The sequence below is a fragment of the Mammaliicoccus sp. C-M13 genome (assembly GCF_022386845.1).
GTDB lineage: Bacteria > Bacillota > Bacilli > Staphylococcales > Staphylococcaceae > Mammaliicoccus > Mammaliicoccus lentus.
On sequence record NZ_JAJNHQ010000009.1, the window covers coordinates 1 to 19913 of the forward strand.

21 protein-coding genes and 1 riboswitch are annotated in these 19913 nt (G+C 31.8%); of the genes, 4 read left to right on the forward strand and 17 right to left on the reverse strand.

Annotated features, from left to right (window positions below; genetic code table 11):
• Positions 1-506 precede the first annotated feature (506 nt).
• The 3 genes from LQ615_RS08110 to LQ615_RS08120 all read right to left on the reverse strand — a co-directional run bounded on the left by LQ615_RS08110 (position 507) and on the right by LQ615_RS08120 (position 3747).
• Positions 507-2111 (reverse strand): CTP synthase, encoded by a 1605-nt coding sequence (locus LQ615_RS08110; protein WP_016998886.1) that lies wholly within the window; start codon positions 2109-2111, stop codon positions 507-509.
• Between the two features lie 143 nt (positions 2112-2254).
• Entirely contained in the window at positions 2255-2782 is a 528-nt protein-coding gene (gene rpoE / locus LQ615_RS08115) for a DNA-directed RNA polymerase subunit delta (protein ID WP_016998885.1), read from the reverse strand.
• 104 nt (positions 2783-2886) lie between these two features.
• Positions 2887-3747: a GNAT family N-acetyltransferase gene (locus LQ615_RS08120; protein ID WP_064204161.1), complete on the reverse strand. Its 861-nt coding sequence runs from the start codon at positions 3745-3747 to the stop codon at positions 2887-2889.
• Between the two features lie 151 nt (positions 3748-3898).
• On the opposite strand from LQ615_RS08120, the gene LQ615_RS08125 reads away from it, so the two are divergent.
• The 3 genes from LQ615_RS08125 to LQ615_RS08135 all read left to right on the forward strand — a co-directional run bounded on the left by LQ615_RS08125 (position 3899) and on the right by LQ615_RS08135 (position 7082).
• Entirely contained in the window at positions 3899-5503 is a 1605-nt protein-coding gene (locus LQ615_RS08125; RefSeq protein ID WP_103268942.1) for a BCCT family transporter, read from the forward strand.
• 166 nt (positions 5504-5669) lie between these two features.
• Positions 5670-6293 (forward strand): pentapeptide repeat-containing protein, encoded by a 624-nt coding sequence (locus LQ615_RS08130; RefSeq protein ID WP_135031107.1) that lies wholly within the window; start codon positions 5670-5672, stop codon positions 6291-6293.
• Positions 6294-6311: 18 nt separating this feature from the next.
• On the forward strand, positions 6312-7082 hold the full coding sequence (locus LQ615_RS08135; RefSeq protein ID WP_182094050.1) for a TrmB family transcriptional regulator: 771 nt from the start codon (positions 6312-6314) through the stop codon (positions 7080-7082).
• Between the two features lie 73 nt (positions 7083-7155).
• Here the strand turns inward: LQ615_RS08135 and LQ615_RS08140 are convergent, their stop codons facing one another.
• The 9 genes from LQ615_RS08140 to LQ615_RS08180 form a co-directional block, all read right to left on the reverse strand.
• Entirely contained in the window at positions 7156-7689 is a 534-nt protein-coding gene (locus LQ615_RS08140; protein ID WP_239704115.1) for a hypothetical protein, read from the reverse strand.
• A complete protein-coding gene (locus LQ615_RS08145; RefSeq protein ID WP_239704114.1) occupies positions 7686-8306 on the reverse strand; it encodes an ABC transporter ATP-binding protein in 621 nt (206 codons plus the stop codon). The genes LQ615_RS08140 and LQ615_RS08145 overlap by 4 nt, the downstream gene beginning before the upstream one ends.
• Positions 8303-9001, reverse strand: a complete 699-nt coding sequence (locus LQ615_RS08150; protein ID WP_239704113.1) for a hypothetical protein — start codon at positions 8999-9001, stop codon at positions 8303-8305. Before LQ615_RS08150 ends, LQ615_RS08145 begins: the two co-directional genes overlap by 4 nt.
• Entirely contained in the window at positions 9001-9654 is a 654-nt protein-coding gene (locus tag LQ615_RS08155; protein ID WP_016998876.1) for a hypothetical protein, read from the reverse strand. The genes LQ615_RS08150 and LQ615_RS08155 overlap by 1 nt, the downstream gene beginning before the upstream one ends.
• Entirely contained in the window at positions 9641-10438 is a 798-nt protein-coding gene (locus LQ615_RS08160; RefSeq protein WP_016998875.1) for a hypothetical protein, read from the reverse strand. The genes LQ615_RS08155 and LQ615_RS08160 overlap by 14 nt, the downstream gene beginning before the upstream one ends.
• A 210-nt stretch (positions 10439-10648) precedes the next feature.
• The gene (locus LQ615_RS08165; RefSeq protein ID WP_218706684.1) at positions 10649-11311 is read right to left on the reverse strand and encodes a DUF2750 domain-containing protein; all 663 of its coding nucleotides are present in this window, start codon (positions 11309-11311) and stop codon (positions 10649-10651) included.
• Positions 11312-11416: 105 nt separating this feature from the next.
• Positions 11417-12604 (reverse strand): L-aspartate--L-methionine ligase LdmS, encoded by a 1188-nt coding sequence (gene ldmS / locus LQ615_RS08170; RefSeq protein ID WP_103268950.1) that lies wholly within the window; start codon positions 12602-12604, stop codon positions 11417-11419.
• On the reverse strand, positions 12601-13788 hold the full coding sequence (locus LQ615_RS08175; RefSeq protein ID WP_135031111.1) for a M20 family metallopeptidase: 1188 nt from the start codon (positions 13786-13788) through the stop codon (positions 12601-12603). Before LQ615_RS08175 ends, ldmS begins: the two co-directional genes overlap by 4 nt.
• A gap of 61 nt (positions 13789-13849) precedes the next feature.
• A riboswitch (SAM riboswitch) is annotated at positions 13850-13949 on the reverse strand.
• 41 nt (positions 13950-13990) lie between these two features.
• Entirely contained in the window at positions 13991-14533 is a 543-nt protein-coding gene (locus LQ615_RS08180; RefSeq protein WP_239704112.1) for a GrpB family protein, read from the reverse strand.
• A 138-nt stretch (positions 14534-14671) separates the two neighbouring features.
• Here LQ615_RS08180 and LQ615_RS08185 point away from each other — a divergent pair, with 138 nt between their 5' ends.
• Positions 14672-15139 carry an S-ribosylhomocysteine lyase gene (locus tag LQ615_RS08185; protein WP_016998870.1) on the forward strand — a complete coding sequence of 156 codons (468 nt, stop codon included), beginning with the start codon at positions 14672-14674 and terminating at the stop codon, positions 15137-15139.
• 87 nt (positions 15140-15226) lie between these two features.
• Here the strand turns inward: LQ615_RS08185 and LQ615_RS08190 are convergent, their stop codons facing one another.
• The 5 genes from LQ615_RS08190 to LQ615_RS08210 form a co-directional block, all read right to left on the reverse strand.
• Positions 15227-15577 (reverse strand): DoxX family protein, encoded by a 351-nt coding sequence (locus tag LQ615_RS08190; protein ID WP_016998869.1) that lies wholly within the window; start codon positions 15575-15577, stop codon positions 15227-15229.
• The gene (gene deoB / locus LQ615_RS08195; protein WP_218706680.1) at positions 15577-16761 is read right to left on the reverse strand and encodes a phosphopentomutase; all 1185 of its coding nucleotides are present in this window, start codon (positions 16759-16761) and stop codon (positions 15577-15579) included. The genes LQ615_RS08190 and deoB overlap by 1 nt, the downstream gene beginning before the upstream one ends.
• An 11-nt stretch (positions 16762-16772) precedes the next feature.
• Entirely contained in the window at positions 16773-18074 is a 1302-nt protein-coding gene (locus tag LQ615_RS08200) for a pyrimidine-nucleoside phosphorylase (protein WP_016998867.1), read from the reverse strand.
• 75 nt (positions 18075-18149) lie between these two features.
• Complete coding sequence (gene deoC / locus LQ615_RS08205; protein WP_016998866.1) at positions 18150-18812, reverse strand: deoxyribose-phosphate aldolase; 663 nt, start codon at positions 18810-18812, stop codon at positions 18150-18152.
• Between the two features lie 83 nt (positions 18813-18895).
• Positions 18896-19834 carry a sugar-binding transcriptional regulator gene (locus LQ615_RS08210; protein WP_135031114.1) on the reverse strand — a complete coding sequence of 313 codons (939 nt, stop codon included), beginning with the start codon at positions 19832-19834 and terminating at the stop codon, positions 18896-18898.
• Between the last annotated feature and the right edge of the window lie 79 nt (positions 19835-19913).

A 19913-nucleotide genomic window follows, 5' to 3' on the forward strand; every position in this document is an offset into this window, starting at 1 on the left:
ACCTCTACAATATTTTCTTAGTCGATTACATTGTACTAAAGTGAGCTATATTTGGCTCTTTTTTTATTACACAATTATATGGACATATTCTCGGAATGTTGCTAGACGAGGTCCACGTGCAACATAGAGCGTCAGAATGTTGCTAGACAAGCGTCACGTGCAACATAGAGCCTCAGAATGTTGCTAGACAAACGTCACGTGCAACATAGAGCGTCAGAATGTTGCTAGACAAGTGTCACGTGCAACATAGAGCGTCAGAATGTTGCTAGACAAGTGTCACGTGCAACATAGAAGACCAGAATGTTGCTAGACGAGGTCCACGTGCAACATAAATTCTCCTTATTGACAAAACTATCGAAAAAAGTCAATAAGGCCCTCGTTATTGACACGTTTGGTGAGAAAAGACAATAACTTGCCCGATACAACCTAAAACTGAGAATCCTTAAAAAAGAAGAGTCTGGGACATAAATACTTGTCCCAGACTCTCTTTAATTTAAAACCTATAATTATTGTTGATGATTAATACTTGCTTCTACAAATCCATGGAATAATTTTTGTGGACGTGTAGGACGAGATATAAATTCTGGGTGGAATTGACATGCTACAAACCATGGATGATTTTCTAATTCTACAATTTCTACTAATCTTCCATCTGGGCTTGTACCAGAGAATCTCATACCGTTTGCTTCTAATTTTTCACGGTAATCGTTATTGAACTCATAACGATGACGGTGTCTCTCTTCTACTTCTGTTTCGCCATATACTTTATGTGCAATTGTCCCTTCTTCGATTTTACATGGATAAATGCCTAATCTTAAAGTACCACCTAAATCTTCAATGTCTTTTTGTTCTGGTAATAAGTCGATGATTGGATAAGGTGTATTTGGATTTAATTCTGCTGAATGTGCATCTTGTAAACCTACTACGTTCCTTGCAAATTCAACTGTTGCTAATTGCATACCTAAACAAATACCTAAATAAGGTACATTGTTTTCACGAGCATATTGAATTGCTAAAATCTTTCCTTCAACACCTCTATCTCCAAAACCACCAGGTACTAAAATACCATCAACATCTGCTAATTCTTCTTTATAATTAGTTGAATCTAAATTTTCAGAGTTAATCCATTTAATTTCAATATCTTTTTTGAAGTCATAACCTGCATGTTTTAAAGACTCAGCTACTGATAAATAAGCGTCTTGTAAACTAACATATTTACCAACTAATCCTATTTTTACAGAACCATCTAGATTACGTACTGTTTCTAGTAATTGATTCCATTCAGTTAATTCTGCTTCTGGTGCTGCATCTAATGATAAACGATTAATAACGATATCATCCATATGTTGTTCTTGTAATGCAAGTGGGATTTGATAAAGTGTATCTGCATCTCTACATTCTATTACTGATTGTTTCTTAATATCACAGAACAATGCAATTTTATCTCTTAAATCTTCCGTCATTTCATACTCAGTACGAACAACAATTAGATCTGGCTGTATTCCTAAGCCTCTTAGTTCTTTAACACTATGTTGAGTTGGTTTTGTCTTCATTTCACCAGCAGCTTTAATGTATGGAAGTAAAGTACAGTGAATATACATAACGTTTTCTCTTCCAAGATCACTTTTAATTTGTCTAATTGCTTCTAAGAATGGTAATGACTCTATGTCACCTGTTGTACCACCAATTTCTGTAATAACAACATCAGCATTTGTACTCTCACCCGCCATTAACAATCTTGATTTAATTTCATTTGTAATATGCGGTATAACTTGAACAGTACCACCTAAGAAATCCCCACGTCTTTCTTTTTTAAGTACGTGTGAATATACTTTCCCAGCTGTTACGTTTGAATATTTATTTAGATTAATATCTATAAATCTTTCATAATGTCCTAAGTCTAAATCTGTTTCAGCGCCATCTTCTGTTACGAAAACTTCACCATGTTGATAAGGACTCATTGTCCCTGGATCGACATTTAAATATGGATCGAATTTTTGTATCGTTACATTAAGTCCTCTATTTTTAAGTAATCTTCCTAGTGATGCTGCTGTAATACCTTTACCAAGAGACGAAACTACGCCACCTGTAACAAATATGAACTTTGTCATGTCCTTACCTCCATTTGATAATTAAAAAATAAAAAAGCTCCCACTTACATTAATTAAAATGTAAGATGGGAGCTATAGTTTATACGTTTGTCCTATTTAAAGGAGCCCAAATAAAATATTACCATCTTTTAATGAAAAGTCAATTATAATTCTTCTTCTTCCTCTTCTTCCTCGTCGTCGTCTTCTTCCTCTTCTTCGTCAACGACTAACCCAGCTTCATCTAATTCATCTTCAACTTCTTCATCTTCTGGATCTGCAGGATCATTTAATCCTTCTTCATCATCTTGAGCGATTGTTATATCAACATCTTTAGTTTTATCTTCTTCACCTAATAATGTGATGCCTGTATCTTCTTCATCATCTTCATCTAACACGTTGAATTTTTGAATAGTTGGTGCTATCTTCTCTTCGATATCTTCAACTGAATACCAGTCACGAAGACCCCAAATGTTCTCGCCTACACTTAAAAAGCGTCCATCTGTATTTAAATCTGTATAAAATTGTAGGATACGGTTTTCAATTTCAGAATCTTTATAATTACCGATACGTTTAAACTCATCAACCATGTCATATAAATTTGTTTCTTTGCTATTCTCACTTAAGTAAATATAAGCCATTTCTATAAATGAATGTTCATCGACCATTTCTTTAGTAAAATCTTTTAATTTCATGCTTTACTCTTCCTTTCAACAATCGTACTATTGTCGCGCATTAATATTTATAATCATAACAGTTTACGATTATAATTGACAAGCTGATTTTTAGCAAATGTTTGTTAATAGTTAATATATTTCATCAACTTAATATAATCGTCAGCTTTTTGTATTTCAACAAAGTTCGCTTTGTAACATAATGCTTTTAATTTATTGTTTGAACCAAACAGAGATATGTGCAACTCTTTCTTGTCTGGGAACTTCCTTCTTACGAAAGTACTAAGTTGTCTTAATGCACTTTCAGCTATACCTTCTTTTCTTTCGCTCTCTTCAACTTCTATACTTCGAATATCAAAGTTATCACTTTTATGTTCTAAAACAATAATGCCCACTTTTTTATTATCTTTCATTAAATGTATGTTTATAAATTCATTATCGTAGTCATCATCATGTAATTCTAGTTTTAACGAAGATACATACTTAGAATCTAAATCTAAATAATACAATCGTTCTTTGCCAAGTGGTCCTTCTTCTTTAGTTGCGGTATGCATGAAGCCTGCTCTTTCATACAAGTTCCATGCTGCCTCATTTTCAGCATCTACTACTAAAAATAAATGATCAAAATCAGGAAACACTAATTGTACATATTCAGGCAAATTCATCATGATTGTCGTGCCATAACCATTACCTTGATATTTTTCATTGATTGAAAGTGAACGAATATACACAACATTTTCTGGTGTTTCATAACCTTCATGCTGATAATATTTATGTAAAACGAAGAAACCAACTATTTCATTGTCTCGATTAACTACGACATTTGGTCTTCTATCAGAATCTTGTATCGCTTCATCTAGAACTTCTTTAGGTAGTGAAGAATATATTTGTTGACGCTCATTTAATTGAAATTCAGATAGTGCTGTTCTCATACTTTCTTCAAATGGTTTAATAAAAATATCACCGAACTGTTTTTCTTTAATCATTTACGATCCCCCCGTTGATTTAAATATATCATAACCAATTATAAGTTACTTCCGCAATTAAGAACCTTTTATTTATAAAATATGTATGTTATCTCTATAATTTTTAGGGTACTTGAATATAGACTGTTAAAGTTTAAAAAGGGGGAAAACAATGAGTCAGTCGAATGAACAACCAGATAATCAGAGTAACAAAACAACGTTAGTGTTCTGGGTATCCATGTCTATAATCATATTAATCACTTTATTAGCCGGAGTATTTCCTTCAGGCTTTGGAAAGTACGCCAATATTTTATATGGATGGATATCCAATAGTACGGGATGGTTATTCCTTATTATTGTATTTGTTTTAGATATATTTTTAATAGGGTTAGCTATAACTAGATTTGGACGTTTTAAGTTAGGTAGAGATGACGAAGAGCCAGAATTCTCATTCATATCCTGGGTTGGTATGCTGTTTTCTGCAGGCTTAGGTGTAGGTATCGTCTTTTGGGGCGTTGCCGAACCGATGACACATTATTTAAAATCACCTCTTCCTAATGAAGTAGACGGTAGTACATTAGAATCAGCAAGATTAGCAATGGGATATACATTTTTCCATTGGGGTATATCTCAATGGTCAATCTTTGCTATGGCTGGGCTAATCGTAGCATTCTTCCAATTTAGAAAAAGAAGAAATGGCCTAATTTCTACTGCTATGGAACCAGTATTTGGTGAAGCTTATAAAAAGCCATATAGAAATGTCATTGATGTGTTAGCGATTGTAGCTACTGTTATGGGTATTGCTACTTCAATCGGTTTAGGTATTATGCAAATCGGTGGAGGGCTTAATCATGTATTTGATATACCTAACAATAATTGGACTAAAATTATTATTACCATCATTATGACATTAATATTCCTAGGATCTGCCGCTTCAGGCTTGAACAAAGGCGTAAAATGGTTAAGTAATTCAAACATTTTTATATGTTTTGCATTACTAGTATTCATTCTAATTTTAGGACCAACACAATTTATATTTGAAACATTCACAGTTGCAATTGGCGATTATATCACGAATTTTGTTCAATATAGTTTAAGATTAAATCCATATGAAGGAGATAATTCTTGGATACAACAATGGACAGTGTTCTATTGGGCATGGGTGATTGCATGGTCTCCATTTATAGGTGGATTTGTAGCTCGTGTTTCTCGTGGTAGAACAATACGCGAATTTGTAATCGGTGTTCTAATTATACCACCACTTATCTCAATGAGTTGGATTGCGACATTCGGTGGAACAGCAATGTATCTTGTTATCAATAAAGGTGCAAGTATAGCAGAAGATGTTAAAGGTGATTACACAGTAGCTCTTTTCTCATTGTTATCACACTTCCCACTATACGAGTTCACAAGTATACTAGCGATTATTTTAATATTCTTATTCTTAGTTACGAGCGCTGATTCAACTACGTTTATTCTTTCAAGTATGTCGGACAGAGGCTCAATTACACCACCATTCAAATACAAATTAGTTTGGGGTATACTGATTGGTGCTATATCAGTCGCTATGACGTTAGCAGGTGGTTTAGAAAGCTTACAAACTGCTTCCATCGTCGCCGGTCTTCCATTCGCATTCATACTCTTTATGATGATATTCTCTATCATGAAAGCATTGCGAAGAGAGCCTACTAAGCATTTCAAAATGACTTATATCGATGACGACACAGATTTTTCTAAATCATTAGAAGAACGTGAAGACGAAGAAAATAAAAAATAAAATATAAAATATATATACACTTTCACATAGAAAATTTGAATTTCTATGTGAAAGTGTTTTAATTTATACTTAACTTTCTTATCATTATATTTATAGTATAATGAATAATAATTTATGTCGTTATATTATTAAGGTACAAACGCATATTATAATAAGGAGTACATTCATGAAAATTATTCAACCAAAAATAAAGAAAGAATTTGAATATGAACCTGAAGAACACTATACACTATTACAATCTTCTTATGATTTATATTTTAACAAAGCGCATATTGAATTCGATGAAGACACAACGCAAATGGATACACTATATTTTAACCAATGTACGTTTGAATCTATTGATTTTACAAAAATACATGGGCTTGACCTTGTGTTTCATGGCTGTGACTTATCAAATTGCCAGTTTGAAGACGCTTCATTAAATAGAATACAATTTAAAGATTGCCGTATGATTGGTGCGACATTTACTGACTTAACACTTAAACATGTCCAATTTTCAAATTGTCAGTTAAAGATGAGCCAATTTGTTAATTGCCAATTTGACCACGTTTTATTTAATGATAATCAAATGTCTGAAACTTACATATCATTCTGTAAGCAAAAAGCTCTTGAAATTAAAGATTGTAGTTTAACTTCATTAGAAGTAGTAGAAACATCTTTAAATGGCATTGATTTATCATCAAATGAAATAGAAGAACTTGTAATACAGCCTACAGATTTAAAAGGCGCTACTGTTTCGGAATACCAAGCCTATGACATACTCCCTTTATTTGGAGTCAAGGTAACTTAAAGTTAAAGGATGATCAGCATGAATAAAATGATAGATTTATTAAAGCAATTTGGTTTAAGTGAATATGGATCAAAAGCTTATATTTATTTAGTACAAAACCCAGGTATTACTGCATACAAATTAAGCGAACTATCAAGCGTACCCAATTCAAAAATTTATGAATCATTAAATAAATTAGAAGAACAAGGACTTGTATACTATAATTTACAAAATCAAAAAAAGTTTTATTATGCTATTTCACCTAAACAAACAGTAGAATTATTTGAGAAGAAACAAAATAATGCATTGATTCAATTAGAAGAAGAAATGGATAAATTAAATATCGCAAATCAAAATGACGCAATACAAATAGAAGTTTTAACAAACGCATCAAACATATATAGTAATATTTCAGAAGCGGTTAAAACTGCAAAAAAGCAAATAACTGTTTCTATTTGGCCAGATATATATGAAGTCATAGACAAAAATGCGCATAAAGATATTCATATCCAAGGAATGACTTTTCAAGTAGATAAACCAGGACACGATTTAATCAATCACAGATATACCAATTATGTTCAAAGCTCATTGACCCTTAAACCATTTATCGTAATCATCGATAATCAATATATGATTTACGGTCAAACACCAGATGATGATATGCGTGCGTATATCAGTCGAGATAGTACGCAAATTAAAATGATGAAAGATTACATTTGGCACGACGTTCTTGTGAATTTATATATAAGCAAGTTCGAAGAAAATATAGAAGACGAAATAACCCTTAAGAGAAAAAGATTTTTCTCTTAAGGGTTATTTTAATGGAAAAATTATTTTACTACGTTGGGATGTAGTAACTACCTAAGTAGTTAGTAATAATGTATCAAACTATTCTACCATCGTCAATTATTACTGGTAAATATAATTTTTTTAATTTATGACCATTACGGTCGAGGTAAGCTAGTTCTAAATCATTTTCTCCATCAGGATCTATTGGTGTATATCTAAATGTAACGTGTCCCTCATAAACATTATGCTTATCAAAGTATGGTCTATCCGGCACAAGTCTTTTACCTTTTTTCGTTTTAAATTCATCAGACTGTTGTAAGATTTCATCATTAACACGTAAAAATAAACTTGCATCAATATTATTATAATATTTATCTGGATAGTCATCCTTTTTAACTACTTTGATATCAGCACTTAAAAATATCTCTTTATCTTTAACTTTATAACTCAAATTACTAAATTTCATTGTTCCAAAAGTTATATTATGCGTTTGATTAAGTTTAATTTTCTCTTCCTTAAATTCATAATCTTGAAATTCTGCGTTTACTTTACGATACTGAATGAATCCTAATATAACGAGAACTACAAATACAATTAAAGAAGATAATAGAATTACTTTATTTTTCATTCTAATGCACCTGCTTCTATATGAACAACCTCATCTACAACACTTTCTATGTCTTCAAATTGATGTGAAGCAATCAGTATTGTACATCCTTGCTGTTTTAATTTTTCAAGGATTTGAACAAGTTTCTCAATACTCTTTCTATCCAAAGCATTGGTAGGTTCATCTAAAACAATTAATTCAGGATCACCCATTAAAGTTTGAGCAATGCCAACTTTCTGTTTCATCCCTAATGAATATTTTCGAACTTTTCTTTTATCTTTATAATCTAATCCAAGTTCTATTAAATATTTAGTCATTTCATTGATATCTGTTATTCCTTTTAATGCAGCTACTAATTTAAGATTTTTTAAAGCCGTAAATTCAGTTATAATGCTTGGTTTTTCTATAAATACACCGACTTTAAGAGGGTATTTTGAGCCAAATTTAAGCGGTTCATTATTAATCATTACTTGCCCATCAACTTTAATCAATCCTAATATCGCCCTTAAAAGCATTGTCTTGCCAGACCCGTTACGTCCTTTAAATCCATAAACTTTTCCACGCTCAATTTCTAAATTAATATTTTTAAGCAATTGATTGCGTTGGTGTTCTTTTGATACATCTATTAATTTAATCATACTTCATCATCACCTCTTTGAAATTTCATGTGATGATCACGTCCTAATTCAAAGACCAATAACATATTCACCACAACAATAGATAGCACACAACATATAAAATTTATGTAAGAAACGCCTTGTATTCTTGAAAATAAAGATGTATTTAAAATGTTAAAATCTAAATCAAATCTTGTTGTGGCGATAATCCACATCAACGATATTAAAAAGCTTATATAAAATTTATAAGCAATGTAACTCCAAATAAATACAATCATTAAGAAATAAACACTTATTATTAAGTTCAATAAGTGAGTTACATTATGCGAAAATTCTCCGTCAATAGCAGAAATGGTAAACCATATACCTAGAATATAAATTAAACTCATAATGAATGATATGATGATAAGAACCATCCATCTTCCCTTAATATTTAATAGCATTTGCCACTCTACAATGTAATATTGATAAAGAACATGTATAAAGCGATAAATGAAAAATATGGCAAGAAACATAATCATTATGTACAACCCAGGTATCCTATATAAATGCACACTTAACTCAGCTTCATTATTACCACGAAAAATAAAATTCCATAAACCATCTCTTAAATATGGTCTGAATAGCATTAGTACCAAAATAAATATTCCGTTTATAATCATGAACGTTTTCCATAAACTTTGTATAATACCAACAGTAAATTTTAGAATATTCATCACATTATTTCCTTTTTCATAATAGTCCATTCAACAATTAAATAGACAAACACTATAAATAACAATTGATATATCATCCACGACCAAGAAATTGAAAATAATTTCTTTGAATCAAGAATTAACCAATTCCATTTTCCACTTTGCATTATGACAAAATCTAAAAGCACAAGCACATTTACAAGTAATAATGATATTGCACGATTAAAAAACCTTAAATATAAAGTAAGTGACAATAATGAAATCGTAAAATTCCCTACTATCATCAAGCAAGCTGTTACAATAAACACTATATTAAATTGAAGTTGAAAGTTCATAGCAACCATACTTGCCAACATCATTTCGATACTTATTAGCAAAGATATAAAACCGACATATAACAACACATCTATCTTTAAATAATTTCTATATCCAATAAACACTTTATGAACAAGTTCATTTCGGTAAAACACAATCGTCATAATGGTTAATATTGGTAGAACAACATAAGTAAGCGTAAACTTACTTAATAATAAATTTGTAAATTGAAAATCATCAGAAGGAAAATACCCGACGTTTCCCTTCTGATAGATAATCATTAATCCAAAGAATAAAATATGCCACGCTAGAAATTTTGTATTAATCAATGATGTAAATCGATATTTAATCAAGTTCATATTTGCGCATACCTCTTATATAGAAATAAATTGATAAACTGATAAACAATATGAAAGTCAAGACAATCGGTAAAAATTCGAAATACATGAATTCCGTTCGTCCCGTTAAGAAATATATTGGAGGAACTACATATGGTTTATATGATAAATTTGTTAATATAATCAATAAAATTTGAAAAATAAATGGACCAATCATTGCCAAAATTCTATTATTCGTATATATAGAAAGAGTTATCCCAAATATATTCATTATTGCCCCCCAAATACCAGCCAATAAAATATATAATAAGATATATAATAATGGCATTGTATAGTATAAAGGTACACTTAATGTATTTGAGCTATGAATTCCTATTAGATTATTAGTATATCTTTCTGGCGATATATTAGGTAATATTAAAAATTCACCTATAAGATTCATTAATAAAGGGATTATTACAAGAAGCGAAGCAATAATACTTGAGTATAAAATCACCTTTATATCTACTGACTTATTCACATGATACATATAAGCATGATGTAATAAATGTTGCTTACGATCTTGTATAAAAATATCACTTACACCTATGGATACAGCTAAAGGCATAATCAATAGATAAACCGTTTGTAAAGCACTAAACCCATCAAATAATAAGGATCGTGTATATGGTGTGTTTTCTAATAGTACATAGATACCATAAGTTTGATAAGCATTGTATAAATGCAATAGAGCAATTATCGTTAAAAGGATAAATGCTATAAATAGTTGTAACCTTAATATGCGTAATTTCATATATTTAAACATTATTATCACCTTATGTAGAAGCTCTTTAGTCGCATAATTTTCTACTATTTCAATCTTAAACTTTTTTTACATTATTTTACATTTTAATCTAATTAAAGCTCTTTTACAACAATGCTTTAATTTATTTAATTTAATTATTACCAACTTATTCAAGGCATAAAAAAAGACTTTTGCTATTTAGCAAAAGTCTGAAATTAATATTTTATTCTCTTAACAAGGCATCGCATTTAATACTACTTTAGGATCTGTAACTGTACCAATCATTCCTGGTTTTAAGTTCACACCTAATGCAATATTATCTTGTTTTAAATCTTCTAACCATTCTTCAAATACTTCAGTTTCTACTTCGATGATGTCATATTCTTCAAAGTCATTGTGATGTACTTTTTCTACAAGTTTTCTTGTACTCCATACTGTCATCATATTTGGTAAGCTGCTATCTTCTTCTGAAACAATAATGAATTGTTTTTGCCCTTTTACTGTTAACCCGTATACGTAATCTTCATTGCAAATATCTTCAGCAAATTCTTCAATACGAATATCATCTAACTCACTCATGATTTGTTCGATAAATCTTATCGCTTCGACTTCTGTACCTGAAAATTCTTCATAACGGTCTACTATGAATCGGTCACCTTCGTCTAATATATCGTCCATTTCATAAGTTACAAAGCGGTCTAGATCTAATTCCATCACTTTTTCGTATGTTGTAATGTTAGTTTCTTTTAAATACTTTTCTGCGTATTCTTGTTTTGACCAAATTAAACGAGTATTTGTATCTGCATCTCTTAAAATTCTTTTATCTGTTAGAACAACGTAAAATTTTTCTTTCGTTAATATTTGTTTGAACATAGACATATCCTGGATAGCCATTGTTATACCACCCTCTTCTTTATATTTAATACCAATAAAATATAGTATATTTAAAAGCTATAAGTCAATGAAAATTTGCTTTAATTTCCATAATTATTTTAAACGCTATTCATCGTATAGTTCAGAAAGGAATTTTTGTTCTAATTGAAGTGCTTTAGATTCTGTTTCAGCATGCCATATGCCAGCAAATCTTGCATTTACTTTATTCTTTCCAAACCAATCCCCATCGAAGAATGAGAGTGGATAAAGATGGCCATCTTCAACATATTTTTCAATCACTTTATAAAAGTGTTCGTTATCTCCTTTTGCATGGTAACTTAAAAATTTATGAAAACCATCTTTTAATCTATTTTTAAGTAAAAGCATACTCGTTGAACCATTTTGTCTAAAGTTTAAATCTATGGCATATATTTTTCCTTCTTTATCTATCAGTAAATCAAAGCCTGAAACACCTTTATAACCATAATCAACACCATTTTGCATAATTTCATATCCTGCATCTATAACGCTTTGTGGTACTTCGTCTGAATTAACATTACCATTATAAAATCCATAGTCATCTGTTAATTGTTTAACTGCCCCTATATATTGGATACCAGTATCTTCACTATATACATATTGTACACAATAATTGTCTACCTCTTCGATAAATTGTTCTATAATAATATGTTCTGTTTCAGTAGCTTCTTTAATTCTTTGATTTGCTTTCTTTAGATCATCTTCAGTATAACATATCATAACCCCATACCCACCTGCTGTCGGTAATTCATCTCCCGGCTTTAATACAAGAGGTAGTTCCCAATTTTTAATTTCTTCTTCATATTCTTTAACACTAACACATTCACGTCTAGGTAAATACTTTCCTTTAGTCCACTGTGATAATTTCGATTTGTTATTTAAGTCTATAAACTTTGGTTTATATATAGCATAATCGTCCTTATCACATAAATGTTCTCCATGAATATATTGAAAGAATATTTTATTACGTTTATTTGTTAATTGCTGTATCAATTGTTCGTAACTTTCTTTATCTTTAAAACGATGTATATTGTCTGGCACTTTTTCTCCAACTAGATTTAACAAATCTTCTATCCTTTTTGTTAAACATGCTTCATGAATAATCATTGGCATTTTACTAATAACCAATTCTCTAGCTGTTAAAAAATTAGATTGATCTTCTTCGGCTTTTAACCAAGGATTATCTTCATAGGATGGCCTCGAATTATAGATAATATTATCTTCATATAAATCTTTAAGTGTTAATAATAAAGGTTTATGATAGGCTTTTGTCATAATAAGTTCTCCCTTAATGTTTGATGATGCTCGATAATCTCATTTCTAAGGGGTACGTTCTCTATTAATTCTAATCCCATCGATGCTAATATTTTAGCACCGCTTATCAATGCTTTATCTCCCATTGTACTTGCTGCAGCTTGGCAAAATTCTTTCGTATGACCAACTAAATTAGATGGTCCGATTTTAATATGTGGATGTATAGTAGGTATGATATGACTTACATTCCCCGTATCTGTTGATCCAAAACCAAAATCATCTTCTATAACATCTTCTCCTAAAGATTCTGCATGTTTTCTAAACAATTCATCTAAAGGTCTATTAATAACAAATTCATTTACACCATTTTGTATTGGTCTTACTTCTGACTTACAACCAGTTTGCAATGCAGCTCCTTCAGCGATTTTTCGAACTCTATCAGTCAGTTCATCTAAATGTTTACGTGAGGTTGCTCTAGTATAAAATCTTGCATGTGTAAAATCAGGAATAATATTTGCCGCTTCACCTCCATTTAATATTACACCATGCACTTTATCTGTTTTCTTAATTTGTTGTCTCAACATACTTACACCGTTAAAGAAGGACAACATAGCGTCTAAAGCATTAATCGCTTCAAAAGCATTCTCAGACGCGTGAGCACTCCTTCCATAAAACTTTACGTCGAATACATCTACTGCTAATGATGGCACTGTGACATACGTCTCATGGCCAGGGTGTACCATAAGTGCAATGTCTAAATCGTCTATAATACCCGCTTTAACATAACTAGCTTTAGCGCTACCATTAACCCCGCCTTCTTCTGCTGGACAACCAAGCACGACTATTTTACCGCCCACTTGGTCAATAACTTTTGATAAACTAATACCTGCTAAAACGCTCGAAGTACCGATTATATTGTGTCCACATGCATGCCCTAAGCCTGGCAATGCATCATATTCCGCTAAAAAACATATCGTTGGACCTTCTATTTTCGTGTCATATGTAGCTATAAATCCAGTCGGATGCTTTGCTATATTTTTCTCTATCTTAAAATGATGATTTTTCAGTTGATCACTTAACAATCTTGAAGCAAAAACTTCTTCATTACCTAGTTCTGGACGTTCGTGTATTTGATGGCTCATAGACAAATATAAGTGTTTATTTTGTTCAATATAATTTAAAATATTTTGCGATAAATTGCTCATTCACTATACAACCTTTCCAATATAAAAGCGCACTCCTTAGTTAGGAAATGCGCCAATCGAAATTTTATCTCTCAGTTGAACACTGCAGGATTTGGCACCTTTCCATGTAGGTAGGTTGCTGGACGTCAAAGGGCCTTTCCCTCAGTCACTCTTGATAATACGTATGAAATTGTTTTAATTCTAACTTTAACACTCGGATATGTCAATGTTTTGCGAGCGCATCATTTGAGTTTAAGTACCATTTTTCAGCCTTTTTCTCAAATTCTTTAATCATACTATCTTTACCTTGATAATACTCTTCACTATCCGCTGGAAAATCTATAGATAAGTCATGTTTAAGGCGACTATATCGTTCTCTCTCGCCGTTAAATGTTCTCAAATAATCTCTAAAAGAAATAAGTCTCAATATGTGTGGGCTGTCTTCATCATAGATATGTAAATGATGAGAGACATCACCGTTATGATTATATTTTTTAAAATAACGATTTCCAATAACGCCTCGTTCACCTTTAGACTCGTAACCTAGTGCAGATAATTCCTTTGTATAATCATCTATCGTTTCACTATCTTTTACCACCATTAAAATATCAATGATAGGTTTAGCTGATAACCCTGGGATAGCTGTAGATCCAATGTGTTCTATATTTATGCTATGTTCTTTTAATAACGATTGTAAATATTTCTTTTCTTCTAAAAAAAGATGTTGCCATATACTATCGTATGGGACGACTCTTAATCTCTCCATACACATCACTCCATTTTCAGAATAATTTATTTTATTATCTTATAAAGTAACACATAAAGAAAGTAATTGAAATCTGAATTTATTGTTTTTTCAAAATTTACTTGATATAATGATGCCGAAATCAAAGGAGGAATCTTCATGACAAAGATGAATGTAGAAAGTTTTAATTTAGATCACACTAAAGTAGATGCACCATTTGTAAGACTTGCGGGAATTAAAGAAGGTTTAAATGGAGATGTTATTCACAAATATGATATTCGTTTTAAACAACCAAATAAAGAACATATGGAAATGCCCGCTTTACACTCTTTAGAACATTTAATGGCTGAAAACATTAGAAACCATACTGATAATGTTGTAGATGTAAGCCCAATGGGTTGTCAAACAGGCTTTTACGCTTCATTTATAAATCATGACGATTATGATGATGTCTTAAATATTATAGAAAAAACGTTAAAAGATGTTGAGCAAGCTACAGAAGTTCCAGCATGTAATGAAGTACAATGTGGTTGGGCAGCGAGCCACTCATTAGAAGGTGCTCAACGACTTGCAACTGAATTCTTATCGAAAAAAGATGGATGGAATGTAATATTTAAAGAAGATTAATAAAATACACTATTATGTTTAAAATAGAAAAAAGGAGTGAAACGGAGATTTAATTTTTCAAAAAATCTCTGTTTCACTCCTTTTTAATTACATTTTTCTAACGATTTTAATAAGTACATATTGTAATGGTAATCTACCCCATAAAGCCCATGTAGGTAATTGTTTCCCATTTAACGGTATATTTTTTTGTGCCATATATACGTTTGCTGGAAATACAGCAACTAAGAACCATTCAATTAATTTCTTAGTCATACTACTTGGTTTTCTAACGAGTAATAAAATACCGAAAATAATTTCCATCACGCCTGAAATCCATACAATTCCTTTTTTAAAGGGTAAGAAATTAGGTACGATAGCTTCAAAACCTTCTGATCTCATAAAATGCATAAGGCCTGCAAAACTAAATGCAAGACCAAAAATACGTCTTACTGCGTTCATTATTTAATCCCCATTTCACTTAAATAGCTCTTACCGAACTGCGGTAATTCTACATTAAAGTTATCTGCAATTGTTGCACCAATTGAACTAAACGTTGTATCCCCTGAAAGTTCGTGGTATTCCGTAATGCTTGGGCTAAACATTAATAATGGAACATATTCACGAGTATGGTCAGTACCATCAGCTGTTGGATCATTACCGTGATCTGCTGTAATAATAACTAAATCATCTTCGCGAACATTTTCTAACAATTCACCTAAACGATTATCGAAATCTTTAATTGCTTGAGCGTAACCTTCTTTATCTCTTCTATGACCATATAACGCATCAAAATCAACTAAATTTAAGAAACTAATTCCTGTAAAGTCTGTATCTACAACTTTAAGAAGTTGGTCCATGCCGTCCATATTATCTTTCGTACGTATTGCTTTTGTTACACCTTCTCCGTCATAAATATCATTAATTTTACCAATTGCAATTACATCGTAATCTGCATCTTTTAGCGTGTTCATGACAGTTTTACCAAATGGTTTCAATGCATAATCGTGTCTATTAGATGTTCTTGTGAAATTACCTGGTTCTCCTAAATATGGTCGTGCAATAATACGCCCGATTAAATATTTAGGGTCTTTAGTTAGTTCTCTAACTTTTTCACAAATATCATATAATTCCTCTAATGGAATGATATCTTCGTGTGCAGCAATCTGTAATACTGGGTCTGCTGACGTATAAACGATTAAATCGCCTGTTTCCATTTGATGTTTACCGTATTCTTCTATAATTTCAGTACCTGATGCTGGTTTATTTGCCACAACTTTTCTACCTGTTAAATCTTCTATTTCTTTAACAAGTTCTTCAGGGAAACCTTCAGGATATACTTTGAATGGTTTATCAATATTTAATCCCATGATTTCCCAATGTCCTGTCATTGTATCTTTTCCTACAGACGCTTCACTTAATTTTGTATAAAATGCTTTAGGTTTTTCTACATTATTGATAACTGGTAAAGATTCTATATTTCCAAGTCCTAATTTTTCTAGGTTTGGTAAGGATTCTTTGAAACCTTCTAGCGTATGCTTTAATGTATGTGAACCTTCGTCACCAAAATCTTTAGCGTCTGGTGCTTCGCCTATTCCTACTGAATCCATTACAATTAAATGAATACGTTTAAATCGGTTTGTCATTTGACACACTCCTAATCTGTAATCACTTTATGGATTAAAGTCGGCTTCACTTGTTCATCAGAAATATCAATGTTATTTAAAATTTTCTCTTCAACATCTTTAATATCTTCTTGATTTGCATAGATTGTTACAAGTGATTCTCCTTCTTCAACTTTATCTCCAACTTTTTTATTTAATACTAAACCAACGGCTAAGTCAATTATATCATCTTTTGTAGCTCTTCCTGCCCCTAAAAGCATTGAAGCAACACCAATCTCATCAGCTACAATGTTAGATACATATCCAGATTTTTTCGCCTTTACTTCAAACGTATGTTGAGCTTGAGGTAATTTAGAAACATCATCAACTACCGAACCATCTCCGCCTTGGTTTTCAAGGAATACTTTAAACTTCTCAAGTGCTTTACCGTTTTGGATAACTTCTTGTAATTTTTCTCGTGCCTCATCTAAATTCTCAGCTTTTTTAGCTAATACAACCATTTGAGATCCTAAAGTTAATACAAGTTCTGTTAAATCTTCAGGACCTTCACCTCTTAACGTTTCTATTGCTTCTTTCACTTCAAGTCCATTGCCAATTGCTCTTCCTAATGGTTGACTCATATCAGAAATAATAGCCATAGTATTTCGCCCTACATTATTCCCTATTTTCACCATTGCATGCGCTAATAATTCTGAGTCTTCTAGCGTTTTCATAAACGCACCAGCACCCGTCTTCACATCTAAAACAATCGCATCTGCTCCAGCTGCAATTTTCTTACTCATTATAGATGACGCAATAAGTGGGATAGAGTTAACTGTTCCAGTAACATCACGTAGACCATAAAGCTTTTTATCTGCTGGTGTTAAGTTTCCAGTTTGACCAATAACAGCTACTTTATCTCTATTTACTAAATCAATAAATTCTTGTTCTGATATTTCTACATGAAAACCTTCAACCGCTTCTAATTTATCTATTGTACCGCCAGTGTGGCCTAATCCTCGGCCACTCATTTTTGCTACAGGTATATCTAATGCGGCTACTAAAGGAGCCAATACTAAAGTAGTTGTATCTCCCACACCACCTGTTGAATGTTTATCCACTTTAATGCCTTCAATTTCAGATAAATCAATTTGATCACCTGATTCAACCATTGCCATCGTTAAATATGCACGTTCGTTATCAGTCATGTCTTGGAAATATGTCGCCATTGCAAAGCTTGAAGCTTGATAATCAGGTATTTCTCCATCGGTATACCCTTTAATGAAAAATTCAATTTCTTCTTTCGTTAATTCTTTCCCGTCTCGTTTCTTAGCTATAACATCTACCATTCTCATAATGAAACCCTCCTGTTTATGAATACGCTTACTTGCATTTCAAAAGATTAAAGGTACATAAACGTACCTTTAATTTTAATAATCTGAATCAGATGATTCACCTTTTAATATTTTTACACCTGCTGAAGCACCAATACGAGTTGCACCATTATCAATCATCGTCTTAACATCTTCGTATGAACGGATACCACCTGAAGCTTTAACGCCTAAATCAGGACCAACTGTTTCTCTCATTAATTTGATATCTTCTGCAGTTGCGCCACCTGATGAGAATCCAGTTGATGTTTTAACGAAATCTGCACCTGCAGCAAGCGCTAATTCACATGCTCTAACTTTCTCATCTTCTGTTAATAAACAAGTTTCAATAATTACTTTAGTTGTTACACCATTTGCTGCTGCTACAACACTTTCAATATCACGTTTAACTTCTTCATCACGACCGTCTTTAAGCGCACCAATATTGATGACCATGTCTACTTCTTGTGCACCTTTTTTAATAGCGTCTTCTGTTTCAAAAGCCTTCACTTCACTTGTTGTTGCCCCTAAAGGGAACCCAATTACTGTACAAACTAATACATCTGTACCTTCTAATGCTTTTCGTGCATGTGCAACATGTGTTGGATTAATACATACAGATTTAAATCCATATTCTTTCGCTTCTTCTAATAAAGCATCAATTTGTTCCAGTGTTGTGTCTGGTTTTAAAGCTGTGTGATCGATATATTTTGCTAATGTCATAGTGAATCCTCCTCGTATATTCTATCTTTAACTATATTATAAACAAGCTTTGAACAAATGTAAAATGATATAAGAAATTTTGTTCATAAATCTAGTAATGCTTGTGCTGTATATTGATCAGTGATCAATATATTACTTAAATGACCTTCTAAAGCACCACGTATAGCAGAAATTTTGTGGTCTCCTCCAGCTACTAAAATAGAATTTTCTATTTCTTTTAGAGCATCTAATTCAATACCTATCGTTCGGTCATTTATAGCTTGATCTGCAACTTCCCCTTGCTCGTTATAAAAGCGTGAGCAAATATCTCCTACAGCTGAGTGTTTAATTCTCTCTTTTTCTTCATCGTTAAAAAATCCTAATTTAAATAATAAAGAAGAATCTCTAACTGTTCCTACTGTAAACAAAGCGATATTAACTTGTCTTCCTTGTTCTAAAATAGATTGGATGTGTCTATCTTTTTCTACCATTTGCTTAACTTCTTTCACATCAAATATAACTGGTAGAGGCAAATCTCTAGGTGTCGCATTATAAGCTTGTGCAAACCTTTCAAGGATTTGATGGCTTCTTGTGTCTATATGAGAAAAACTAATACCACCTTTAAGTTGTATTACACCAATATCCTTTAAATGTGTAGACTGTAAAAATTGAGACACTTGATACATTGTTTTACCCCAACTAATGCCAATATTATCTCCATCTTTAACAATAGTATTTAAATATTCCGCGGTACGCTTTCCAATAGCACTTTGTACGTTTAAATAATCATTATGCGATGCATGTTCAACAATACAATCTTTCAATTGGTATTTAGCTTTTAATAGTGAAGCTAAACTTTCAGCATCTTGATATGGATCTTCAATTGTTACTTTGACAAACCCATGTTCTTTCGCGTGATTCAATAATCTCGATACAGTTGGTCTAGAGATATTAAGCTTTTGAGCTATTGCTTCTTGACTTAAACTATCTTCATAATATAGTTTTGCTACGCGTATGCTGTCTTTATTTTTTTGTAAATCCATCTCCATTCACCACTTTCTTTCAACTTAATCGTACAAAAATTCGCAAAAAATTGAAACAAATGTTATCTTTAAATTGAAA

What these genes read in the sequence shown, in the direction of transcription:
- LQ615_RS08110 (WP_016998886.1), bottom strand. Translation starts at nt 2,111, where the DNA reads ATGACAAAGTTCATATTTGTTACAGGTGGCGTAGTTTCGTCTCTTGGT.
- rpoE (WP_016998885.1), bottom strand. Translation starts at nt 2,782, where the DNA reads ATGAAATTAAAAGATTTTACTAAAGAAATGGTCGATGAACATTCATTT.
- LQ615_RS08120 (WP_064204161.1), bottom strand. Translation starts at nt 3,747, where the DNA reads ATGATTAAAGAAAAACAGTTCGGTGATATTTTTATTAAACCATTTGAA.
- LQ615_RS08125 (WP_103268942.1), top strand. Translation starts at nt 3,899, where the DNA reads ATGAGTCAGTCGAATGAACAACCAGATAATCAGAGTAACAAAACAACG.
- LQ615_RS08130 (WP_135031107.1), top strand. Translation starts at nt 5,670, where the DNA reads ATGAAAATTATTCAACCAAAAATAAAGAAAGAATTTGAATATGAACCT.
- LQ615_RS08135 (WP_182094050.1), top strand. Translation starts at nt 6,312, where the DNA reads ATGAATAAAATGATAGATTTATTAAAGCAATTTGGTTTAAGTGAATAT.
- LQ615_RS08140 (WP_239704115.1), bottom strand. Translation starts at nt 7,689, where the DNA reads ATGAAAAATAAAGTAATTCTATTATCTTCTTTAATTGTATTTGTAGTT.
- LQ615_RS08145 (WP_239704114.1), bottom strand. Translation starts at nt 8,306, where the DNA reads ATGATTAAATTAATAGATGTATCAAAAGAACACCAACGCAATCAATTG.
- LQ615_RS08150 (WP_239704113.1), bottom strand. Translation starts at nt 9,001, where the DNA reads ATGAATATTCTAAAATTTACTGTTGGTATTATACAAAGTTTATGGAAA.
- LQ615_RS08155 (WP_016998876.1), bottom strand. Translation starts at nt 9,654, where the DNA reads ATGAACTTGATTAAATATCGATTTACATCATTGATTAATACAAAATTT.
- LQ615_RS08160 (WP_016998875.1), bottom strand. Translation starts at nt 10,438, where the DNA reads ATGTTTAAATATATGAAATTACGCATATTAAGGTTACAACTATTTATA.
- LQ615_RS08165 (WP_218706684.1), bottom strand. Translation starts at nt 11,311, where the DNA reads ATGGCTATCCAGGATATGTCTATGTTCAAACAAATATTAACGAAAGAA.
- ldmS (WP_103268950.1), bottom strand. Translation starts at nt 12,604, where the DNA reads ATGACAAAAGCCTATCATAAACCTTTATTATTAACACTTAAAGATTTA.
- LQ615_RS08175 (WP_135031111.1), bottom strand. Translation starts at nt 13,788, where the DNA reads ATGAGCAATTTATCGCAAAATATTTTAAATTATATTGAACAAAATAAA.
- LQ615_RS08180 (WP_239704112.1), bottom strand. Translation starts at nt 14,533, where the DNA reads ATGGAGAGATTAAGAGTCGTCCCATACGATAGTATATGGCAACATCTT.
- LQ615_RS08185 (WP_016998870.1), top strand. Translation starts at nt 14,672, where the DNA reads ATGACAAAGATGAATGTAGAAAGTTTTAATTTAGATCACACTAAAGTA.
- LQ615_RS08190 (WP_016998869.1), bottom strand. Translation starts at nt 15,577, where the DNA reads ATGAACGCAGTAAGACGTATTTTTGGTCTTGCATTTAGTTTTGCAGGC.
- deoB (WP_218706680.1), bottom strand. Translation starts at nt 16,761, where the DNA reads ATGACAAACCGATTTAAACGTATTCATTTAATTGTAATGGATTCAGTA.
- LQ615_RS08200 (WP_016998867.1), bottom strand. Translation starts at nt 18,074, where the DNA reads ATGAGAATGGTAGATGTTATAGCTAAGAAACGAGACGGGAAAGAATTA.
- deoC (WP_016998866.1), bottom strand. Translation starts at nt 18,812, where the DNA reads ATGACATTAGCAAAATATATCGATCACACAGCTTTAAAACCAGACACA.
- LQ615_RS08210 (WP_135031114.1), bottom strand. Translation starts at nt 19,834, where the DNA reads ATGGATTTACAAAAAAATAAAGACAGCATACGCGTAGCAAAACTATAT.